Below are 19,920 nucleotides of genomic sequence, written 5' to 3'. Positions count from 1 at the left end.
GAGCACGCCAATAGGATAAAAACCTATGTGTTACCCATGTCCCCGAACATGTGTCACCCATGTCCCCGGTCCATACATATCGCACGTAACCCATCACTTCCCCGAGCTCCACCCCTTCGATAATTCCACCGCCTGCCGCCACCGTTTCATCCGGGCTTCGCGCACGGCTTGTGGCCAGGCGGGTTCGAAGGTGCGTTCGGCTTGCCATTTGGAGGCGAATTCTTCCTGGCTGCCCCAGAAGCCTACTGCCAGCCCGGCCAATCCGGCGGCGCCCAAGGCTGTCGATTCTGGTACTCGCGGGCGCACTACCGGAACACCCAGAAGGTCTGCCTGCATCTGCATCAGCAGGTCGTTGCGGGCGGCGCCGCCGTCTACTCGCAGTTCGGTCAGCGCGATGCCGCTGTCGCCATTCATGCAGGTCAGCAACTCCGCGCTTTGCAAGGCGATGGATTCGAGCGTGGCTCGTGCAATGTGTGCGCGGGTGGTGCCGCGGGTCAGGCCCACCAGCGTGCCGCGCGCATAAGGGTCCCAGTGCGGCGCGCCCAGCCCCGCGAAGGCCGGCACCATGAAGACGTCGTCGGTATCCGATACGCTGGCAGCCAGGGACTCAATGTCTTCCGAACGCTGGATGATGCCCAGCCCATCACGCAGCCATTGCACCGCCGCGCCCGCCACGAACACGCCGCCTTCCAGCATGTAGGTGGGTTTCCAGCCGTCTACGCCGGCTTGCGGCAGGCCCCAGCCTACCGTCGACAGCAGGTGGTTCTTGGACTGCACTGGCTTGTCGCCCACGTTCATCAGCATGAAGCAGCCGGTGCCGTAGGTGTTCTTCGCCATGCCAGGGGTGAAGCAGGCCTGGCCGAAGGTGGCAGCTTGCTGGTCGCCGGCCACGCCCGCGATCGGGATCGAGCCGCCCAGCCATTCCGGCAGGGCTTCACCCACGACCGCGCTGCTGGGCGCAATGCTCGGCAACACGCTGCGCGGGATGTTCAACAACGCCAGGATCTCGTCATTCCAATCCTGCGTATGCAGATCGAACAACATCGTGCGCGACGCGTTGCTGCAATCGGTGCTGTGCACTGCGCCGCCGGTCAACTGCCAGATCAGCCAGGTGTCCACCGTGCCGAAAGCCAGCTCGCCGCGATCGGCCATCTTGCGCGCGCCCGGTACGTGGTCCAGCAGCCATGCCAGCTTGGTGCCCGAGAAATAGGCGTCCAACACCAGGCCCGTGCGCGATTGCAGGAAGTCGGCGTGCCCGTCGTTGCGCAGTTGGTCGCACATGGGCGCGGTGCGGCGGTCTTGCCAGACGATGGCGCGGGCCAGCGGGCGACCGGTGGCGCGTTCCCAGATCAGCGTGGTTTCGCGTTGGTTGGTGATGCCGATGGCGGCGACATCAGCCGCCGTGGCGCCGGCGTTGCGCAGCGCTTCGCGCGCCACGTCCAGTTGGCTGTGCCAGATCTCGCCGGCATCGTGTTCCACCCAGCCTGGCCGTGGATAGTGTTGGCGAAATTCACGCTGGCCGACGCCGCGCACCACGCCCGCGCGGTCGAACACAATGGCCCGCGAGCTGGTCGTGCCCTGGTCCAGGGCTAGAACAAATTCATTCGTCGTCACTTTGTTTGCCGCCGTTCAGGTGTGCCCCGGCCTGCGGCTCAAGGCGTCTAAAGGAAAGGACCGAGGCCATGCACATCAGCCCGATGACGAGAAAGCCCGCGATGACGTCGCGGACCGCAAGCGTCTCGGCGCCGCGCAGGGTCATGCTGATGTTCAGCGTTACCGCGGCCACCCCGACGCCCAACGTGATCCCCAGTTGTTGCGCCATGGCGGCGAAACTGCTGGCGTGGCTCATTCTGGACGGGGGTATGTCGGCATAGGTTAGCGTATTTACCCCGGTGAATTGCAGCGAACGGAAGAAGCCGCCGACCAGCAGAATGGCGATCATCAACCACACCGGCGTTGCGGGCGTGAAGGTGGCGCACACCATGATGAACATACCGGTAAGCAGTGCGTTCACGGTCAGCACGCGGCGGAAGCCGAAGTGCCGGACGATGGGCGTGGCTACGAATTTCATCAGCAGCGCGCCAGCGGCACTGGCAAAGGTGATCATGCCGGCCGCGAACGGCGTCAGGCCAAAGCCCACCTGCAACAGCATGGCCAGCAAAAACGGGGTGGCGCCCACGGAGAAGCGGCACAGGTTGCCGCCCAGCGTGGAAATGGCGAAGGTGGGAATGCGCATCAACGACAGGTCGATGATGGGGTGTTCAATGCGCCTGGCGTGCCAGGCGTAAAGGAACCCGCACGCCGCGCCCACCGCGATCAACCCCAGCAACAGGGGCAAGGGCATCACATCGCGGCCGATGGCCTCAAAGCCGCTGACCAGCGACGCCAGGCAGACCGCGCTAAGCAGAAACCCCAGCCAGTCCAGCCGCGGTGCCGATTCTTCCTTGATTTCCTCCACATAGCGCAGCACCAGCGCAATACCCAGCACACCAATAGGGATATTGATCAGGAAAATCCAGTGCCACGACATGTACGTGACCATGAAGCCGCCCAGCGGTGGTCCGATCACCGGGCCCAGCAGCGCCGGGATGGACAAAAACGACATGGCCTTCAGCAAATCGTGCTTGGGCACCGTGCGCAGCAGGATGATGCGCCCCACCGGCACCATCATTGCGCCCGCCATTCCCTGGACGATCCGTGCCATGACCAACTGAGGCAGGTCCTGCGAAATGGCGCAGGCGACCGAACTGAGCGTAAATAGCCCGATGGCTGCCAGGAACACCCGGCGGGCGCCGTAGCGGTCAGCCGCCCAGCCACTGATCGGCACGAACACGGCCACCGCCAGCAGGTAGGACGTAATCGCCACGTTCAGCCGCACCGGCGTGGACCCCAGCGCCCGCGCCATGGCGGGCAGGGCGGTGGCCACGACGGTGGCGTCCAGCATCTGCATGAACAGCGCACAGCCCACGATGAAGGGAATCATGCGTGCCGCGCGCAGCGCGTCCGGGTTTGAGGGCGGAGCGGGATTGGCTGCGGCTGCGGATTCGGCTGACATGGGGGGAGGGGGGGCGTTGGATGCCTGACGATTGTAACGCCGGGGATTTTGCCCGGCGTGAAGTAAACTCGTCGGATCTGCAACCTACTGAAATTGGCGTCATGGCGACCAACTACGAATCCGAGATCACCCTTTTCCTGAAAGACTTCAAGCAGTCGCACCCTGGCACCGAAGAACGCCAGCGTGAAGGCCGCGCCCGTCTTTGGGACAAACCGCAAGATTCGGAACTGCTTGAAGGCTTCCGCGCGGCCCGCGTGCCGCAAAAACCGTACGTGTATTCGGCAGACTGATCCCCGTTGCGGCAGACATGTCCCGTAACCCTTCAGTCCCTGGCGAGGCGCTGGACAAGCTAGTGGCGCCGCCCGTGGACAGCACGCCAGACACCGTCGACAGCGTGGCGTTTGCGCGCCTGTACGGCGAGCCGCTGTTCCAGATGCCGACGGATCTGTACATTCCGCCGGATGCGCTGGAAGTGTTTCTTGAGGCGTTCGAAGGGCCGCTGGACCTGCTGCTGTACCTGATCCGCAAGCAGAACTTCAATGTTCTGGACATCCCGATGGCGGATGTCACGCGGCAGTACCTGTCTTATGTGGACCAGATCCGCATCACCAATCTGGAGCTGGCCGCCGAATATCTGCTGATGGCGGCCATGCTGATTGAAATCAAGTCGCGCATGCTGCTGCCGGTAAAGAAGACCGACACCGGCGAAGAGCCCGAGGACCCGCGCGCCGAACTCGTGCGCCGCCTGCTTGAATACGAGCAGATGAAGCTGGCCGCGCAAAAGCTCGACAAGCTGCCCCAATTGGGCCGCGACTTCGTCAGCAGCCAGGCCGTGGCCGACCTCAGCGTTGAACGCATGATGCCCGAGGTCAGCGTGGACGACCTGCGCCAGGCCTGGGCCGACATCATGAAACGGGCCAAGCTGAACCAGCACCATCACATCACGCGCGAACAGTTGTCGGTGCGCGACCACATGACGCATATCCTGCGGCGCCTGAACGACGTGCGCTTCATGGAATTCGGCGACCTCTTCATGGAGCGCGTCCGCGAAGGCGCGCCCGCGGCTGTGGTCGTCGTGCATTTCATCGCCATGCTGGAACTGGCCCGCGAATCCTTGCTAGAGATTACGCAGGCCGAGCCCTACGCGCCCATCTATGTCCGCCTGGCCTATACCAGCGTGGCGGCGGTCGCGGCCTGATCCTGACCGGGCTGCCCCCAACCCCGGAGAGTCCTCTTGAAAGTCGTACACACCATCCAGGAATTGCGCGATCACCTGCGCGGACAAAACCGGGTGTCTTTCGTGCCCACGATGGGCAATCTGCACGAAGGCCACCTGTCGTTGATGAAGTTGGCGCGTCAGCACGGGGACCCCGTGGTGGCCAGTATTTTCGTGAACCGCCTGCAATTCGGGCCCAACGAAGACTTTGACCAATATCCCCGCACCCTGGCCGCCGACATTGAAAAGCTGGAGCAGGCGCGCGACGTTTACGTGCTGTTCGCGCCCAATGAGCGCGAGATGTACCCCGAACCGCAGAACTTCCGTGTGCAGCCGCCCAATGATCTGGGCGATATCCTGGAAGGCGAGTTCCGCCCCGGTTTTTTCGAAGGTGTCAGCACGGTGGTGCTGAAGCTGTTTTCCTGCGTGCAGCCGCGCGTGGCGGTGTTCGGCAAGAAGGACTATCAACAGCTGATGGTGGTGCGCAATATGTGCCGCCAGTTTCAACTGCCGGTGGAAGTGCTGGCGCATGAAACGGTGCGGGCCGATGACGGCCTGGCGCTGTCGTCGCGCAACCGCTATCTGACCGAGGGCGAGCGCGCCGAGGCGCCCGCGCTGTACGCCGCGCTGCAGAACATCGGCCAGCGTCTGGCCGAAGGGGCGCGCGATGCGCAGGCCCTGGAGCGCGACGCCGCCAACCACCTGAGCCAGCGCGGCTGGAAGGTGGATTACATCGCCTTGCGCCGTCAGCGTGACCTGAACCGCCCTGACGCCGCCGACCTGCAGGCAGGCGAACCCCTGGTGGTGCTGGCAGCCGCCAAGCTGGGCGCCACCCGTCTGATCGACAACCTGGAACTGGCTTACAAGGCCTGATCCTGCGTGCGGGGCGGGGCCTGTATTCATGCGGCGCCCTGACCCCTGACAGAATTGCCAGCTATCGCCGTTTTGGGCGGCCGGGCAGACTTCTTGTAATCCTACATTGCAAAAACGAGTCGCCCCATGCGTGTTTCCCGTCCCGATCTTGAAACGGCGCTTTCTGCGTTGACTCCCCGCGAACGGCAAATCGTTGACTATGTGGCGGCCGGCCGCCCGAATAAAGTCATTGCCATCGACCTGGGCATTTCGCTGCGCACGGCAGAGGCCCATCGCGCCCGCATCTTCATCAAGCTTGATGTGCGCAACGCCATGCAACTGGCTTGCCGCCTATGCGCGCACGGGCGTTCCGGCGCGTCTCCCATTCTTGAAGCCGCACAGGACGATTTGCCCGCGGGGTTGATGGTGCCCACCGCGCATGCGCCAGCGTCTGGCCACGTGTTGCATGAACCTGCGCAGGAATACGGCGGCAGCCCGCCCGGTGCTGGCCGGTCTGGTTTCGAACCGGGGCCCAAGGCTGAGCCTGCGCCTGGGCTTGACCCTGACTCCGCCGGAGTCGAGCCATGATGCCTCCGTGCAGCGCCAGGTTGCGCCGCAAAAGAATCGGGCCCGGCGAACGCGGTGTTCGTCAGGCCCGATGGGTGTGGCGTCGTGGGACAGGGCCGATTCAGCCGGCCCGTCGTTGCACTGCCTTCATGGCATCAGGGGCACTTGGGCGCCGTGGCCTTGGCCAGCTCGTCAATCGGGTCCAGGTCCGGTTGGCGGGTCAGGTTGTAGTTCAGGTTGGGCGTTTTGCCGCCAATGGAACGCACGCGCAGCACATTGTTGGCGGCCACCAGGAATTCAACCCGCACATTGCCGTTGGCATCCATCAGGATGACGCGCGGCGGGCGTTCGTCGGTGGCGTCCCAGCAGCCTTGTTCGGTAACGGCAGGGCCCTTCTTGGGGTCGTCGTCCAGGTAGGCCGTGCGGCCGCGCCAACGGCCGTTAGGGGCCAACGTCAGCGTGACGCGCTGCGCCGTGCATTGCATGGCGGGCGAAAAACACGGCAGGGTGCCCATATAGGTTTGCGGCTGCGGTACCAGGCTTTGCGACGCGGCATTGGGGGCGGGGGCCGGGGCGGACGCGCCGCCGGTATCGGTGGCGCCTTCCGGCACGGGCTGGCCGTCTTCCGTGGTGGGCCCATCGGCCGAGGCTTGCGGGGCCTGGTTCTGCGGTTTGCGGGCATCGGGCTTGAGCGCGATTTGCACCTGCGACGGCGCGCGGATGACGCTGCGGTAGCCAGCACCCGAACCCTGGTATTGGGCATCGGTTACCGTGCTTTCCACCGGTGGGTCGTAATAGCCTTCGGTTTTCTGTTGGGCGCAACCTGCCGCCCCAAGGGCGGTTCCGGCTAGCAGCAGCCCCATGACGCTGAGTTTGCGGGATCGGGAAACGATGTCGACGCGGGCGATCATGGCAGCTTATCCGTGAATTGAGTCTGTCTCCGATTTTACGCACTTATGCGAAGATTCGATACGTTCCCTTAGCCACTCTTGGGTGTAGCCCGCACTTTATGCACAATAAACGACACGGCCGGCGCCTTGCTTTTTGCCATCCGGCCGCAAGGCTTGGCGCGGAATGGAGCGCGCGCGTTCGTCGGGCGAGAACATGAGCATGACGTCGAGCATGGTGTGGCAGGCCTTTGATATTCCCTTGGGCGCGTTTATCGGCGCGGCCGCCTTGGCCGGGCTGTTCATCGGCGGCTGGCTGACCGTGCTGACTTACCGGCTGCCCCGCATGATGGAACGCGAATGGCAGGCGCAATGTCTGGATGCGGTGGGCCGCGCGCGGCCCGATAGCCCTGATGGCCTGTTCCGCCCCGCGTCGCAATGCCCTGCCTGCCAAGCTCCGGTACGCGGATGGCGTCGGCTGCCCGTGCTGGGCTGGCTGCTGCTGCGTGGGCGCTGCGCCGCTTGCCACGCGGTGATCGCTTGGCGCTATCCCGCGATTGAATTGCTGACCTGCGCCTTGTTTGCCGCCTGCGCGTGGCGCTACGGCGCAACGCCCGTGGCCTTGTTCGCCATGGGCTTGTCGGCCATGCTGATCGCCCTGGCCTGGATTGATTTTGAAACCACGCTGCTGCCGGATGTGCTGACGCAGCCGTTGGTATGGGCGGGCCTGTTGGTCAATCTGTTCGGCACGTTCTCCACGCTGCCCATGGCGGTGATCGGGGCCGTGGCCGGCTATGTGTTCCTGTGGCTGATCTTCCATCTGTTTCGTTTGCTGACCGGGCGCGAAGGCATGGGATATGGCGACTTCAAACTGCTGGCGGCCTTGGGCGCGTGGTTTGGCGCGGAGTCACTGCCGATGTTGTTGTTGGCGGCATCGGTGGTGGGCGTGGTGATCGGCGGCGCGCTGACGCTCAGCGGACGCGCCAGCCGCGGGCAGCCACTGCCCTTTGGGCCTTACCTGGCCCTGGCGGGCATCGTGATGCTGCTGCTGGGTGGCGACGAAGGCTTGTGGCGCTTAATGCACTAGGGCGTAAGCCCGGCAAGAAAGGATAAGCATCATGTTCAAGATTGGGCTGACGGGCGGTATCGGTTCGGGCAAGTCCCGCGTGGCTGACATGCTGGCGGAATGGGGCGCGACCCTGGTCGACACGGATGAGATCGCGCGTGCGCTGACGGCGGCCGGTGGGGCCGCCATGCCCGCCATCGAAGCCGAATTCGGTACGCAGGCGCTGACGTCCGATGGTGCGCTCAATCGAGAATGGATGCGCGAGCGTGCCTTCTCGGACCCGGACACGCGGCTGCGGCTGGAAGCGGTGCTGCATCCCATCATCACCGAAGAAACGCGGCGCCAGGCCGCGGCTGCCGCCGGATCGTATCTGGTCTTCGTGGTGCCGCTTTTGGTGGAGTCACTGGCGCGATGGCGCGGGCGTGTGGATCGCATCTGTGTGGTGGACTGCGACCCTGACACGCAGGTGGCCCGCGTGCAGGCGCGCAGCGGGCTGACGGAGCCAGCCATCAGGCGTATTATGGCGGCACAGGCTGCGCGAGAAACTCGCCTGGACATCGCGGACGACGTCATCACCAACGACGGCGCCACCTCACCAGAGCAGTTGCGCGCGCAAGCCAGGATTTTGCATGACCGCTGGCTTGCGCTGGCGGCGACAACGGGCCGGTAAGCGCCAGCTTGGCCGGCACTCTAAACCTTTCGGCCGCCTGGCCGACCACTGACGGGCCTGAAAAAAAGCGTGATTGTTTACGAATATCCCTTCAACGAGCGCATCCGCGCTTACCTGCGATTGGAATACCTGTTGGACAGGTTGTTTTTCTTTTCGCGGGCAGGGGACTCTCGCCAACATCAGGTGGCCGTCACGTCTCTGTTTGATCTGCTCGACGCCTGCGAACGCACCGACGTGAAAGGCGCCGTGCTGCAAGACCTTGAGCGCCAACGTACGGCGCTGATGGGTTTGCGCGATCACCCCGGCGTGGCGCAGGATGCGTTGGAAGGCATGCTGCGCGAGCTGGAAAAAGTCAGCAGCGCCTTGGCCGCTCCTGGCAAAACCGGGCAATCCCTGCGCGAAAACGAATGGTTGACCAGCCTGCGTGGACGCCTGTCCGTGCCGGGCAGCGCGACGCAAGTGGACATGCCTTCTTACTTTGCCTGGCAGAACAAGTCCGAAGCCGCCCGCTGCGCGGACCTGCAGGCCTGGGTGTCTCCCTTTTTGGCGTTGCATGACGGGCTGACGCTGGCCTTGCGATTGCTGCGCGAATCCGGCCGCAAGACCGATATCGTGGCCGAGCAGGGCGCTTATCAGCAGATGCTGGGTGGCAAGCAATTCCAGTTGCTGCGTGTCTGGGTGGACGAGGATCAAGGCCTGTTTCCCGAGATCAGCGCCAATAAGTACATGATCTGGATACGCTTTTCCACCCAGGACGGCGAATTCAAACCCCAGCAGGTCGCCCGCGACGTGGCTTTTCAAATGACCCTCTGCAGCTCGTAGGATGGGTGCAGCGCGGGAACTCAGCGGCAAGAACCCCACCGTGTATCGCGCGAAACCCATCAAGCAACGCTGAACCCCAAGCAGGGCTGGCCACAGCGCGGGAACTCAGCGGCAAGAACCCCACCGTGCATCGCGCGAAACCCATCAAGCAACGCTGAACTCCAAGCAGGGCTAGCCACAGCGCGGCCGCCGCGTGATGGGTTTCGCGCGATACGCAATCATGTTCTAGCAGATAGCCTCCCGCGCGCCACCCATCCTACGATCAACATCGCGCCATCCGTCAGGTAGGCCGCGTGCAGCGCCAGTCCAAAGCCAAGAACCCGGCCCCCCTCCGCCTCCCCCCCACTCTTCAAACCCGATTCTTGTTGCGGCCAGTTTCAACTGGATCGCTCCGTGCGCGAAACCGGGACTGACTAGTAGACAATACGGCTTTCCGCATTAGTGCCCGGAACCGTTCCATGTCCGAAAGTCGTCCTGTTTCCCAAGCTTCCCGCTGGAGCCGCCGCCGCGTTGTCGGGCTGGCGGTGTTGTTGCTAGTGGCGGCGGGCGTTGCCTGGTTTGCGCTGCGCCCCGATGCCAAGCAGGCCGGGCCGGGTGGGGCGCGGGGGCCGGGCGGGGCGCGTCCGCCGATGGCCGCCTTGGCCAACATGCCCGTGCCGGTGCGCATTGCCACCGCCACCACGCAGGACATCGACATCTATCTGAAGTCGCTTGGCACCGTCACCGCTTACAACACTGTCACCGTGCGTAGCCGTGTCAGTGGTGAACTGGTGGACGTGGCGTTCCAGGAAGGCCAACGCGTGAAGGCGGGCGACCTGCTGGCGCAGGTGGATCCGCGAGCGTTCCAGGTGGCGCTGGATCAGGCGCGCGGCACGCAGATGCAGAACCTGGCCCAGCTTGAAAACGCGCGCCGCGACCTGCAACGCTATCAGACCCTGTTCAAGCAAAACTCCATTGCCAAGCAGCAGGTGGATACGCAGGCGGCGCTGGTGCGCCAGTACGAAGGCACCGTCAAAAGCGACCAGGCCAACGTGGACAACGCCAAGCTGCAACTGGACTATGCCCGCATCACCGCGCCCATCAGCGGCCGGCTGGGCCTGCGCCAGGTTGACCGGGGCAACCTCGTGTCCAGCTCAGACACCAACGGGCTTGTGGTGATTACGCAAACGCAGCCGATCTCCGTCGTCTTCACGCTGCCCGAAACCCAGCTACCTGAAGTGCGCGCTGAACTCGCCGCCGGCCGCACCCTGCCGGTTGACGCCTATGACCGCGCCGACACCCGCCGCATCGCCACCGGCGTGCTGGAAACCCTGGACAACCAGATCGACGTCACCACCGGTACCTTGAAGCTGAAAGCCAAGTTCGACAACGCCGACGACGCGCTCTTTCCCAACCAGTTCGTCAATGTGCGCCTGCACGTACTGACGCGCAAGGACGTCACCGCCATTCCCACCGCCGCCGTGCAGCAAGGCTCGGCCGGCGCCTTTGTCTTCCTGGTGCAGCAAGACAACACCATTGTCGTGCGCCCGGTGAAGCTGGGCGCCATCAACAACGGCATGGTGGCCGTGAACGAAGGGCTGAAGCCGGGCGACCGCGTCGTAACCGAAGGCACCGACCGCCTGCGCGCCGGCGCCAAGGTGGAAATCGTGGGCGGTGCCGAAGTCATTCCCGCCACCCGCGACAAGACGCTGGGCGCGGGCGCGCCGGCCGGCACCACGCCGCCGTCGAAATAAGCCGAGCCCATCGTGAGTCCGTCGCGTCTGTTCATTCTTCGCCCCGTGGCCACCACGCTGGCGATGCTGGCCATCCTTATCTCTGGCTTCATCGCCTACCGGCTCTTGCCGGTATCCGCGCTGCCCGAAGTGGACTACCCGACGATCCAGGTGGTGACGCTGTACCCGGGGGCCAGCCCCGACGTGATGACGTCCCTGGTCACGTCCCCGCTGGAACGGCAGTTTGGGCAGATGCCGGGCCTGAACCAGATGTCGTCCACCAGTTCGGGTGGCGCCTCGGTCATCACCATGCAGTTCAACCTGACGCTGCCGCTGGACGTGGCCGAGCAGCAGGTGCAGGCCGCCATCAACGCGGCATCCAACCTGCTGCCCAGCGACCTGCCGGTGCCGCCCACCTACAACAAGGTGAACCCGGCCGACGCCGCCGTGCTGACGCTGGCCATCACGTCGCCCACCATGCCCTTGCCGCAGGTGCGCGACCTGGTCGACACGCGGGTCGCGCAAAAGCTGTCGCAGATTCCGGGCGTGGGCCTGGTCAGCGTGGCGGGCGGGCAGCGTCCGGCCGTGCGCGTGCAGGTCAACCCGCAGGCGCTGGCCGCCAATGGTTTGGCGCTGTCGGATCTGCGCACCGCCATCGTGGGCGCCAACGTCAACCAGCCCAAGGGCAACCTGGACGGGCCGCTGCGGTCCACCACCATCAACGCCAACGATCAACTGAAGTCGCCCACTGACTACAACGACCTGATCATCGCCTACAAAAACAACGCGCCGCTGCGCCTGTCCGACGTGGCGCGCGCGGTCGAGGGCGCCGAAGACACCCGCCAGGCCGCATGGGTGGGCGACAAGCCCGCCATCCTCTTGAATATCCAGCGCCAGCCGGGCGCCAACGTGATCGACGTGGTCGACCGCATCCAGACGCTGTTGCCGCAGTTGCGCGCCGCCTTGCCCGCCACGTTGGACGTGACCGTGGTGTCCGACCGCACGCAGACCATTCGCGATTCCGTCGAAGACGTGAAGTTTGAAATGCTGCTGGCCGTGGCGCTGGTGGTCATGGTGACCTTTGTGTTCCTGCGCAGCCTGACCGCCACGCTGATCCCCAGCGTCGTGGTGCCACTGTCGCTGGTGGGCACGTTCGGCATCATGTACCTGGCCGGCTTCTCCATCAACAATCTGACCTTGATGGCGCTGACGATCGCCACCGGCTTCGTGGTGGACGACGCCATCGTCATGATCGAGAACATTGCGCGCCACCTTGAAGAAGGCGAAACGCCGATGCAGGCCGCGTTGAAGGGCGCCTCGCAGATCGGCTTCACGCTGATCTCGCTGACCTTCTCGCTGATCGCCGTGCTGATTCCGCTGCTGTTCATGACGGAAGTCGTGGGCCGCTTGTTCCGCGAATTCGCCATCACGCTGGCGGTATCCATCCTGATATCGCTGGTGGTGTCATTGACCCTGACGCCGATGATGTGCGCGCGCCTGCTGCGCGCCGAATCGGAACAGAAGCACGGGCGTTTCCATACGGCCACCGGCAACTTCATCGACCGCGTCATCGCCGGCTACGACCGCATGCTGCAAGTGGTGCTGCGGCATCAGACGCTGACCCTGCTGGTGGCGCTGGGCACGTTCGCCCTGACGGTGGTGCTGTACCTGATGGTGCCCAAGGGCTTCTTCCCGCAGCAGGACACCGGCCTGATCCAGGCCATTACGCAAGGCCCGCAATCCATCTCGTTCCCCGCCATGGCCGAACGCCAGCAGGCCGCGGCGCGCCTGGTGCTGGAAGACCCGGACGTGCAGGCCGTGTCCTCGTTCATCGGGGTCGACGGCAGCAACGCCACGCTTAGCGCCGGGCGCATGCAGATTGCGCTGAAGCCGCAGGCCGAACGCAACGGCGACCTGGCTACCGTCATGGCGCGCTTGCAGGAATCGCTGAGCAAGCAGGACGGGCTGACCGTCTACATGCAGCCCGTGCAGGACCTGACGATTGAAGACCGCGTCAGCCGCACGCAATACCAGATGACGCTGTCCAACCCCGACCTGAAGGTGTTGAGCGAATGGACGCCCAAGCTGGTGGAGCGGCTGCGCCAGGTGCCGGGCCTGAAAGACGTCACCGATGACCTGCAGGACGACGGCCTGCAAACCTGGGTTGAAATCGACCGCGATGCGGCGTCCCGTTTGGGCATCACCGCCGCCGTCATCGACGAGGCGCTTTACGACGCCTTCGGCCAGCGGCTGATCTCTACGATTTTCACGCAGTCCAACCAGTACCGCGTGGTGCTGGAAGTGCAGCCGCAGTTCAGGATGAACCCATCTTCGCTGGGTCAGATCCATGTGCCAACCTCGACCGGAACGCAGGTGCCCTTGTCGTCGGTGGCGCATATTTCCGAAGGCAAGACCGTGCTGGCCGTGAACCGGCTGGACCAGTTCCCGATGGTGACCGTGTCGTTCAACCTGGCGCCGGGGGCGTCGTTGTCCAATGCGGTTGAAGCCATCACCGCCGCCGAGGCCGAGATCGGCATGCCCGCCAGCGTTGAAACCCGTTTCCAGGGCGCGGCGCTGGCGTTCCAGAATTCCCTGACCAGCACGCTGTGGCTGATCCTGGCCGCCGTGGTCACCATGTACATCGTGTTGGGCGTGCTGTACGAAAGCTACATCCACCCCATCACCATCCTGTCGACCTTGCCGTCCGCCGGCGTGGGCGCCTTGCTGGCCTTGCTGATCAGCGGCACCGAGCTGGACATGATCGGCATCATCGGCATCATCCTCTTGATCGGCATCGTGAAAAAGAACGCCATCATGATGATCGACTTCGCGCTGGACGCCGAGCGCAAGCGGGGCTTGAGCCCGCGCGCGGCCATCCACGAAGCGGCGCTGCTGCGCTTTCGCCCCATTCTGATGACGACGCTGGCCGCCTTGTTCGGCGCCCTGCCGCTGATGCTGTCCACCGGCACGGGGGCGGAACTGCGCCAGCCGCTGGGCCTGGTCATGGTGGGCGGCCTGCTGCTTAGCCAGGTGCTCACGCTGTTCACCACGCCGGTCATCTATCTGATGTTCGACCGACTGTCGCGCCGCTGGCGTGGCGTGCGCGAGCCGGCGGCCGGGGATGCGTCATGATTCTGTCGGCGCCTTTCATCATGCGGCCGGTAGCGACCACGCTGCTTAGCCTGGCGGTGGTGATGGCGGGCTTGCTGGCCTTCTTCCTGCTGCCGGTGGCGCCGCTGCCGCAGGTGGACATTCCCACGATTTCGGTGTCGGCCAGCCTGCCCGGCGCCAGCCCCGAAACCATGGCGTCCAGCGTGGCCACGCCGCTGGAACGATCATTGGGCAGCATTGCCGGCGTGACCGAGATGACGTCGCGCAGCTCGCAGGGTTCCACGCGCATCACGCTGCAATTCGATCTGTCGCGCGACATCAACGGCGCCGCGCGGGACGTGCAGGCCGCCATCAACGCCGCGCGTTCGCTCTTGCCAACCAGCTTGCGCAGCAACCCCACGTATCACAAGTCCAACCCGTCGGACGCGCCCATCATGACCTTGGCGTTGACGTCCGACACGCTGAGCCAGGGGCAGTTGTACGACATTGCCTCCACCATCGTGGCGCAGAAGCTGGCGCAGGTGGATGGGGTGGGCGAAGTCACGGTGGGCGGCAGTTCGCTGCCGGCCGTGCGCGTGACCGTGCTGCCCGGCGCGCTGGCCAACCAGGGCGTGTCGCTGGACCAATTGCGAACCACGCTGGCCAACGCCAATGCAAACCGGCCCAAGGGCGTGCTGGAAAACGACCGCTACCACTGGCAGATCATGGCCAGCGACCAACTCAGCCGCGCCGAGCAGTACCGGCCGCTGATCGTTGCGTGGAAAGACGGCGCGCCGGTGCGCGTGTCGGACGTGGCCAGGGTGGAAGACTCTGTCGAAGACCTGTATCAGACCGGCTTCTACAACGACCGCAAGGCCATCCTGATGATCGTGCGGCGCCAGGCGGATGCCAACATCATTGAAGCCGTCAACGCCGTGCGCGCGCAATTGCCCGTGCTGCAGGCACTGATGCCGGCGGACGTGAACATGACGGTGGCGCAAGACCGCACGCCCAGCATCCGCGCGTCGCTGCACGAGGCCGAGCTGACGCTGATCATCGCCGTGGGTCTGGTGGTGCTGGTGGTGCTGTTGTTCCTGCGCCGCTGGCGCGCGGCCATCATTCCCAGCGTGGCGGTGCCGGTGTCCCTGATCGGCACCTTCTGCATCATGTATATGTGCGGGTTCACGCTGAACACCATTTCGCTGATGGCGTTGATCGTGGCCACGGGTTTCGTGGTGGACGACGCCATCGTGGTGCTGGAAAACATCATGCGGCACGTGGAAAACGGCATGTCGCCGATGCGGGCGGCGCTGCGCGGCTCGCGCGAGGTCGGCTTTACCGTGCTGTCCATGAGCTTGTCGCTGGTGGCGGTATTCATTCCCATCCTGCTGATGGGCGGCGTGGTGGGTCGCCTGTTCCGCGAATTCGCCGTGACTTTGTCGGCCGCCATCATGGTGTCGCTGGTGGTGTCGCTGACCTTGACCCCGATGATGTGCGCGCGGCTGTTACGCCCCGAACCTGAAGAAGCTCCGCCGCCCGGCCGACTGGCGCGCTGGTCCGAACGCGGCTTCGAGGCCATGCTGGACGGCTACCGCCGCAGCTTGCGCTGGGCCTTGGCGCATGGCCGGCTGATGATGTTGACGCTGGCGGTGGCCGTGGGCCTGAACGTGTACCTGTACATGGCGGTGCCCAAGGGATTTTTTCCGCAACAGGACACGGGCCAGCTGCTGGGCTTTTTCCGGGTGGACCAGGGCACGTCGTTCCAGGCCACGGTGCCCAAGCTGGATGCGCTGCGCAAGGTGGTGCTGGCGGACCCGGCGGTACAAAGCATGACGGGTTACGCGGGCGGGCGCGGGGGCAGCAACAGCAGCTTCATGCAGATTCAGCTTAAACCGCTGGAAGAACGCAAGGTGTCGGCCGACGACGTCATCAACCGGCTGCGCGGCAAGCTGCAGAACATGCCGGGGGCGCGCATGTTCCTGGTGTCGCAACAAGACATCCGCATCGGCGGGCGTCAAAGCCAGGGGTCTTACGACTACACGCTGATGTCCGGCGACCTGCAATTGCTGCGTACCTGGATGCCCAAGGTGCAGCAGGCCATGGCCAAGATTCCCGAGATTACCGACGTGGATACCGATGTCGAGGACAAGGGCCGCCAGATTGATCTGGTGATCGACCGCGAGGCCGCGACCCGGCTGGGCGTCAGCATGTCCACGATATCCACCGTGCTGAACAATTCTTTCAGCCAGCGCCAGGTGTCGGTCATGTACGGCCCGCTGAACCAGTATCACGTGGTGCTGGCGCTTGAGCCGAAATTTGCCGAAGACATTGAATCGCTCAAGCAGGTGGAGGTCATCACGTCGACCGGGGCGCGCGTGCCGCTGCTGGCCTTTGCCCGGCTGGAAAATTCCAACGCGCCGCTCAGCGTGCAACACCAGGGGCTGTTCGTGGCGGACACGGTGTCGTTCAGCCTGGCGCCCGGCGTGTCGCTGGGGCAGGCCACGGCCGCTATCGATGCGGCGGTGGCGCGCATCGGCTTGCCGTCGGACCAGATCCAGGCGGGCTTCCAGGGCACCGCGGCCGCCTTGCAGCAGACCTTGTCGCAACAACCCTGGTTGATCCTGGCGGCGCTGGTCACCATGTATATCGTGCTGGGCATTCTGTACGAAAGCTTCGTGCATCCGCTGACGATCCTGTCGACGCTGCCATCGGCCGGGTTGGGCGCGCTGCTGGCGCTGCTGCTGGTGCGCCATGACTTCACCTTGATTGCGCTGATCGGCGTATTCCTGTTGATCGGCATCGTGAAAAAGAACGCGATCATGATGGTGGACTTTGCGCTGGAAGCCCAGCGGGTGCAGGGCATGGCGCCGCGCGAGGCCATCTTCCAGGCCTGCCTGACGCGCTTTCGTCCGATCATGATGACGACCATGGCCGCCATCTTCGGCGCGCTTCCGCTGGTGCTGGCCACCGGCGCCGGTGTCGAGATGCGCCAGCCGCTGGGCATTACCATCGTGGGCGGCCTGGTGCTCAGCCAGATCCTGACGCTGTACACCACGCCCGTGGTTTATCTTTACCTGGACCGATTTCGCCTGTGGGCCGCGCGCGGGCGCGGCCGGCGCAAAGACGCCCCTGCTTCCATAGAACCTACATGATCCGACCCAAGCCGCTTGTCACCTTCCGTTTGTCCCGCAGCGCCGCCACGCTGGCGCTGTGCGCGCTGCTGGGCGCCTGCGCGGTCGGCCCTGATTATCAACGCCCCGAACTGGATGTGGGCGCGTCCTACAAGGAAGCTCAGGGCCAGCAGCAGGTGGAAGGCTGGAAGCCAGCGCAGCCGCGCGACGAGGCGGACCGTGGCAAGTGGTGGCTGGTGTATGGGGACGACACGCTCAATGCCTTGGTGGAACGGCTGAATACGTCGAACCAGACCATCGCCCAGGCCGAAGCCAATTACCGCCAGGCGCTGGGCCTGGTGCGCGCCGCGCGGGCCGGCTTCTACCCCACCGTGGGCGCCAACGCGGGCATGTCACGCGCGGGCGCTGGCACCGGGTCATCGTCATCGACCAACGGCAGCAACGTGTCCAACCAGTATTCCGTGACCGGCAGCGTCAGTTGGGAAGTGGACGTGTGGGGCCGCGTGCGCCGCAGCACCGAATCGTCCGAGGCCAGCGCGGCTGCCAGCCTGGCGGACCTGGGCGCCACCCGCCTGAGCGCGCAGGCGGCGCTGGTGCAAACCTATTTCCAGTTGCGCGTGCTGGACGAACAGAAGCGTTTGTTGGATGCCACGGTGGCGGCGTATGAACGGTCGTTGAAGCTGACGCAGAACCGCTACGAGGTCGGGGTGGCGGGGCAGGCCGATGTGGCGGTGGCGCGCACGCAGGTGGAAAGCACGCGCGCGCAGTCCATTGACCTGGACTGGCAGCGCGGCCAGTACGAGCACGCCATTGCGGTGCTGATGGGGCAGGCGCCGTCGCACTTCAGCCTGGCGCCCAGCGTCTTCACCTTGCAGTTGCCGCAGATTCCGGTGGGTCTGCCGTCCGAGCTGCTTGAGCGCCGCCCGGACATCGCCGCGGCCGAGCGCCGCGCGGCAGCCGCCAACGCGCAGATTGGCGTGGCGCAGGCTGCCTGGTTCCCGTCGTTGATCCTGTCGGCCGATGGCGGTTTTCGCAACGGCCAGTTCGCGGACCTGCTGACCGCGCCCGCGCGCTTCTGGTCCCTGGGGCCGGCGCTGGCTCTGACGATCTTCGACGGGGGCGCCCGCGCCGCGCAAGTTGAACAGGCACGCGCTTCCTACGATTCGCAGGCGGCCGCGTACCGCCAGGCGGCGTTGGTGGGCCTGCGCGAAGTCGAGGACTACCTGATCCAGCTACGGGTCATGGAACAAGAACAGATCGTGCAGCGCCGCGCACTGGAGTCGGCGCGCGAATCGCTGCGCCTGATCCAGAACCAGTACCAGGCCGGGCTGGTGGACTACCTGAGCGTGGCGGTGGTGGACGCCACCGCGCTGAACAGCGAGCGCAATGCGCTAAGCCTGTTGGGCACGCGGCTGGTGGCCAGCGTGAACCTGATCGTGGCCCTGGGCGGCGGCTGGGAGGGGACTTCCCAGGAAACCTCTTCAGCCCCGGAAGCCCAAGCAACCCAGCAGCCCCAGGAGCCGCAGGTGTCCCAACCGCCCCAGATGTCGCAAGGATCCTAGGGGATTCCTGGGGCTAGGGATTACGCCTAATTCTCTTTGCTGCCGTTGACAAGTTTTCGGCGCAGGTTCTTAATGCGAAAAAAGTGACCATGCGGTCACTTTTGCCATGCATGTCGTCATGCTGCACCGACGCCGACTTCCGTTTGATCACACGAACACAATCATGCGAAGGGGAAAGAGGATGGGCTGGTCAATTCAATGGCGCGCCGCCGCCTGTGCTGGACGCCGGGCAGGCAAGGTGACTTCCGCCGTGGCAGCCGCCACGCTGGCATTTTCGGCGGTGGCCGCCGCGGAAACATGGCCGGCGCGGCCCATCACCCTGATCGTGCCGTTCCCAGCGGGCGGCACCACCGACCTCTTCGCGCGCACCATCGCGCAGCACATGGCGCCCACGCTGGGGCAGTCCATCGTGGTTGAAAACAAGCCGGGCGCGGCGGGCAATCTGGGCGTGGCCGCCGCGACGCGCGCACCCGCCGACGGCTACACGATTGTGCTCGGGTCCATCGGCACGCAGACGGTCAACCAATTTCTGTACAGCAACATCGGCTTCAACCCCGCCACCGATCTGGTGCCGCTGGGCATCATCGCGTCCACGCCCAACGTCATGGCGGTGGCCGCCACGTCGCCATGGCGCAATCTGGATGACGTGATGAAGGCGGTGAAGAAGGACCCGGGCAAGTATTCCTATGCCTCGCCCGGCATCGGCTCATCGGTGCATCTGACCGGCGCCTACTTCGAATCGCTGGCGGGCTTGCAGATGCTGCATGTGCCATTCAAGGGATCGTCGGCGGCGATACCCGCCGTGATCGGCGGCCAGGTCGATATCCTGATGGACAACCTGCCCAGCTCCATGAGCGCGATGAAACCGGGTGGACGCTTGCGCGGCATTGCCGTCACGTCGCCCGAACGCAGCCCGGCCGCGCCCGACCTGCCGACGATGGCTGAAGCCGGCCTGCCCGGCTTCGAGGTCACCGCCTGGTCCGGCCTGTATGCGCCGCGCGGCACTCCGGCGCCCGTGGTCGACAAGCTGATCGCCGCCATGAAGCAGGCCTTGAAAGCACCCGAGCTACAGCAATCGCTGGCGCAAGGCGGCGCCACGCCGGGCAATGTCTTTGGCGCCGACCTGGCCGCGTTTGAAGAGAAAGAACGCGGCAAGTGGAGCAAGCTGATCCAAAGCCGAGGCATCAAGGCCGATTGATTACGCCGGGCCTGGGCGGAACCAGGTTCACGCTGTAGCCCAAGCCTGCGCGCAAACCCACGCTTGGGCCCACAGGCGAAAGCCCAGGCGCA

The 19,920-nt window shown here is 64.9% G+C and carries 15 protein-coding genes; 12 read left to right on the top strand and 3 right to left on the bottom strand.

Annotated elements, in window-relative coordinates; translation table 11 throughout:
- Positions 1-93 precede the first annotated feature (93 nt).
- Both glpK and WBR68_RS17715 read right to left on the bottom strand, forming a co-directional pair.
- On the bottom strand, positions 94-1,614 hold the full coding sequence (glpK, locus tag WBR68_RS17720; RefSeq protein WP_127183361.1) for a glycerol kinase GlpK: 1,521 nt from the start codon (positions 1,612-1,614) through the stop codon (positions 94-96).
- Positions 1,601-3,055: a DHA2 family efflux MFS transporter permease subunit gene (locus WBR68_RS17715; protein ID WP_230694866.1), complete on the bottom strand. Its 1,455-nt coding sequence runs from the start codon at positions 3,053-3,055 to the stop codon at positions 1,601-1,603. Before WBR68_RS17715 ends, glpK begins: the two co-directional genes overlap by 14 nt.
- A 101-nt stretch (positions 3,056-3,156) precedes the next feature.
- On the opposite strand from WBR68_RS17715, the gene WBR68_RS17710 reads away from it, so the two are divergent.
- The 4 genes from WBR68_RS17710 (at position 3,157) to WBR68_RS17695 (ending at position 5,711) form a co-directional block, all read left to right on the top strand.
- The gene (locus WBR68_RS17710; RefSeq protein ID WP_050447026.1) at positions 3,157-3,345 is read left to right on the top strand and encodes a DUF3460 family protein; all 189 of its coding nucleotides are present in this window, start codon (positions 3,157-3,159) and stop codon (positions 3,343-3,345) included.
- Positions 3,346-3,362: 17 nt separating this feature from the next.
- Positions 3,363-4,253, top strand: coding sequence for a segregation and condensation protein A (locus WBR68_RS17705; RefSeq protein WP_050447028.1), 891 nt, complete (start codon positions 3,363-3,365; stop codon positions 4,251-4,253).
- A gap of 36 nt (positions 4,254-4,289) precedes the next feature.
- Positions 4,290-5,144, top strand: a complete 855-nt coding sequence (gene panC, locus WBR68_RS17700) for a pantoate--beta-alanine ligase (protein ID WP_050447029.1) — start codon at positions 4,290-4,292, stop codon at positions 5,142-5,144.
- Between the two features lie 126 nt (positions 5,145-5,270).
- Complete coding sequence (locus tag WBR68_RS17695; protein ID WP_304505228.1) at positions 5,271-5,711, top strand: response regulator transcription factor; 441 nt, start codon at positions 5,271-5,273, stop codon at positions 5,709-5,711.
- A 134-nt stretch (positions 5,712-5,845) separates the two neighbouring features.
- On the opposite strand, the gene WBR68_RS17690 is transcribed toward WBR68_RS17695, so the two are convergent.
- Positions 5,846-6,601 carry a copper resistance protein NlpE N-terminal domain-containing protein gene (locus WBR68_RS17690; RefSeq protein WP_230694865.1) on the bottom strand — a complete coding sequence of 252 codons (756 nt, stop codon included), beginning with the start codon at positions 6,599-6,601 and terminating at the stop codon, positions 5,846-5,848.
- 193 nt (positions 6,602-6,794) lie between these two features.
- On the opposite strand from WBR68_RS17690, the gene WBR68_RS17685 reads away from it, so the two are divergent.
- From WBR68_RS17685 to WBR68_RS17650, 8 genes are all read left to right on the top strand, one after another.
- Complete coding sequence (locus WBR68_RS17685) at positions 6,795-7,664, top strand: prepilin peptidase (RefSeq protein WP_370641243.1); 870 nt, start codon at positions 6,795-6,797, stop codon at positions 7,662-7,664.
- 31 nt (positions 7,665-7,695) lie between these two features.
- Positions 7,696-8,313, top strand: a complete 618-nt coding sequence (coaE, locus tag WBR68_RS17680) for a dephospho-CoA kinase (protein WP_050447031.1) — start codon at positions 7,696-7,698, stop codon at positions 8,311-8,313.
- 69 nt (positions 8,314-8,382) lie between these two features.
- A complete protein-coding gene (gene zapD / locus WBR68_RS17675) occupies positions 8,383-9,135 on the top strand; it encodes a cell division protein ZapD (protein WP_050447032.1) in 753 nt (250 codons plus the stop codon).
- Positions 9,136-9,593: 458 nt separating this feature from the next.
- The gene (locus tag WBR68_RS17670; RefSeq protein ID WP_230694864.1) at positions 9,594-10,868 is read left to right on the top strand and encodes an MdtA/MuxA family multidrug efflux RND transporter periplasmic adaptor subunit; all 1,275 of its coding nucleotides are present in this window, start codon (positions 9,594-9,596) and stop codon (positions 10,866-10,868) included.
- A 12-nt stretch (positions 10,869-10,880) separates the two neighbouring features.
- The gene (locus tag WBR68_RS17665) at positions 10,881-13,979 is read left to right on the top strand and encodes an MdtB/MuxB family multidrug efflux RND transporter permease subunit (protein ID WP_230694863.1); all 3,099 of its coding nucleotides are present in this window, start codon (positions 10,881-10,883) and stop codon (positions 13,977-13,979) included.
- On the top strand, positions 13,976-17,089 hold the full coding sequence (locus tag WBR68_RS17660) for a multidrug efflux RND transporter permease subunit (RefSeq protein WP_230694862.1): 3,114 nt from the start codon (positions 13,976-13,978) through the stop codon (positions 17,087-17,089). The genes WBR68_RS17665 and WBR68_RS17660 overlap by 4 nt, the downstream gene beginning before the upstream one ends.
- Entirely contained in the window at positions 17,086-18,630 is a 1,545-nt protein-coding gene (locus WBR68_RS17655; RefSeq protein WP_230694861.1) for an efflux transporter outer membrane subunit, read from the top strand. Before WBR68_RS17660 ends, WBR68_RS17655 begins: the two co-directional genes overlap by 4 nt.
- 181 nt (positions 18,631-18,811) lie before the next feature.
- Entirely contained in the window at positions 18,812-19,828 is a 1,017-nt protein-coding gene (locus tag WBR68_RS17650) for a Bug family tripartite tricarboxylate transporter substrate binding protein (protein ID WP_230694860.1), read from the top strand.
- Positions 19,829-19,920: the final 92 nt, after the last annotated feature.

It is taken from the genome of Achromobacter sp. JD-1, assembly GCF_038594925.1.
Lineage (GTDB): Bacteria > Pseudomonadota > Gammaproteobacteria > Burkholderiales > Burkholderiaceae_B > Achromobacter > Achromobacter spanius_C.
This window is presented reverse-complemented; position numbering and strand designations above follow the sequence as displayed.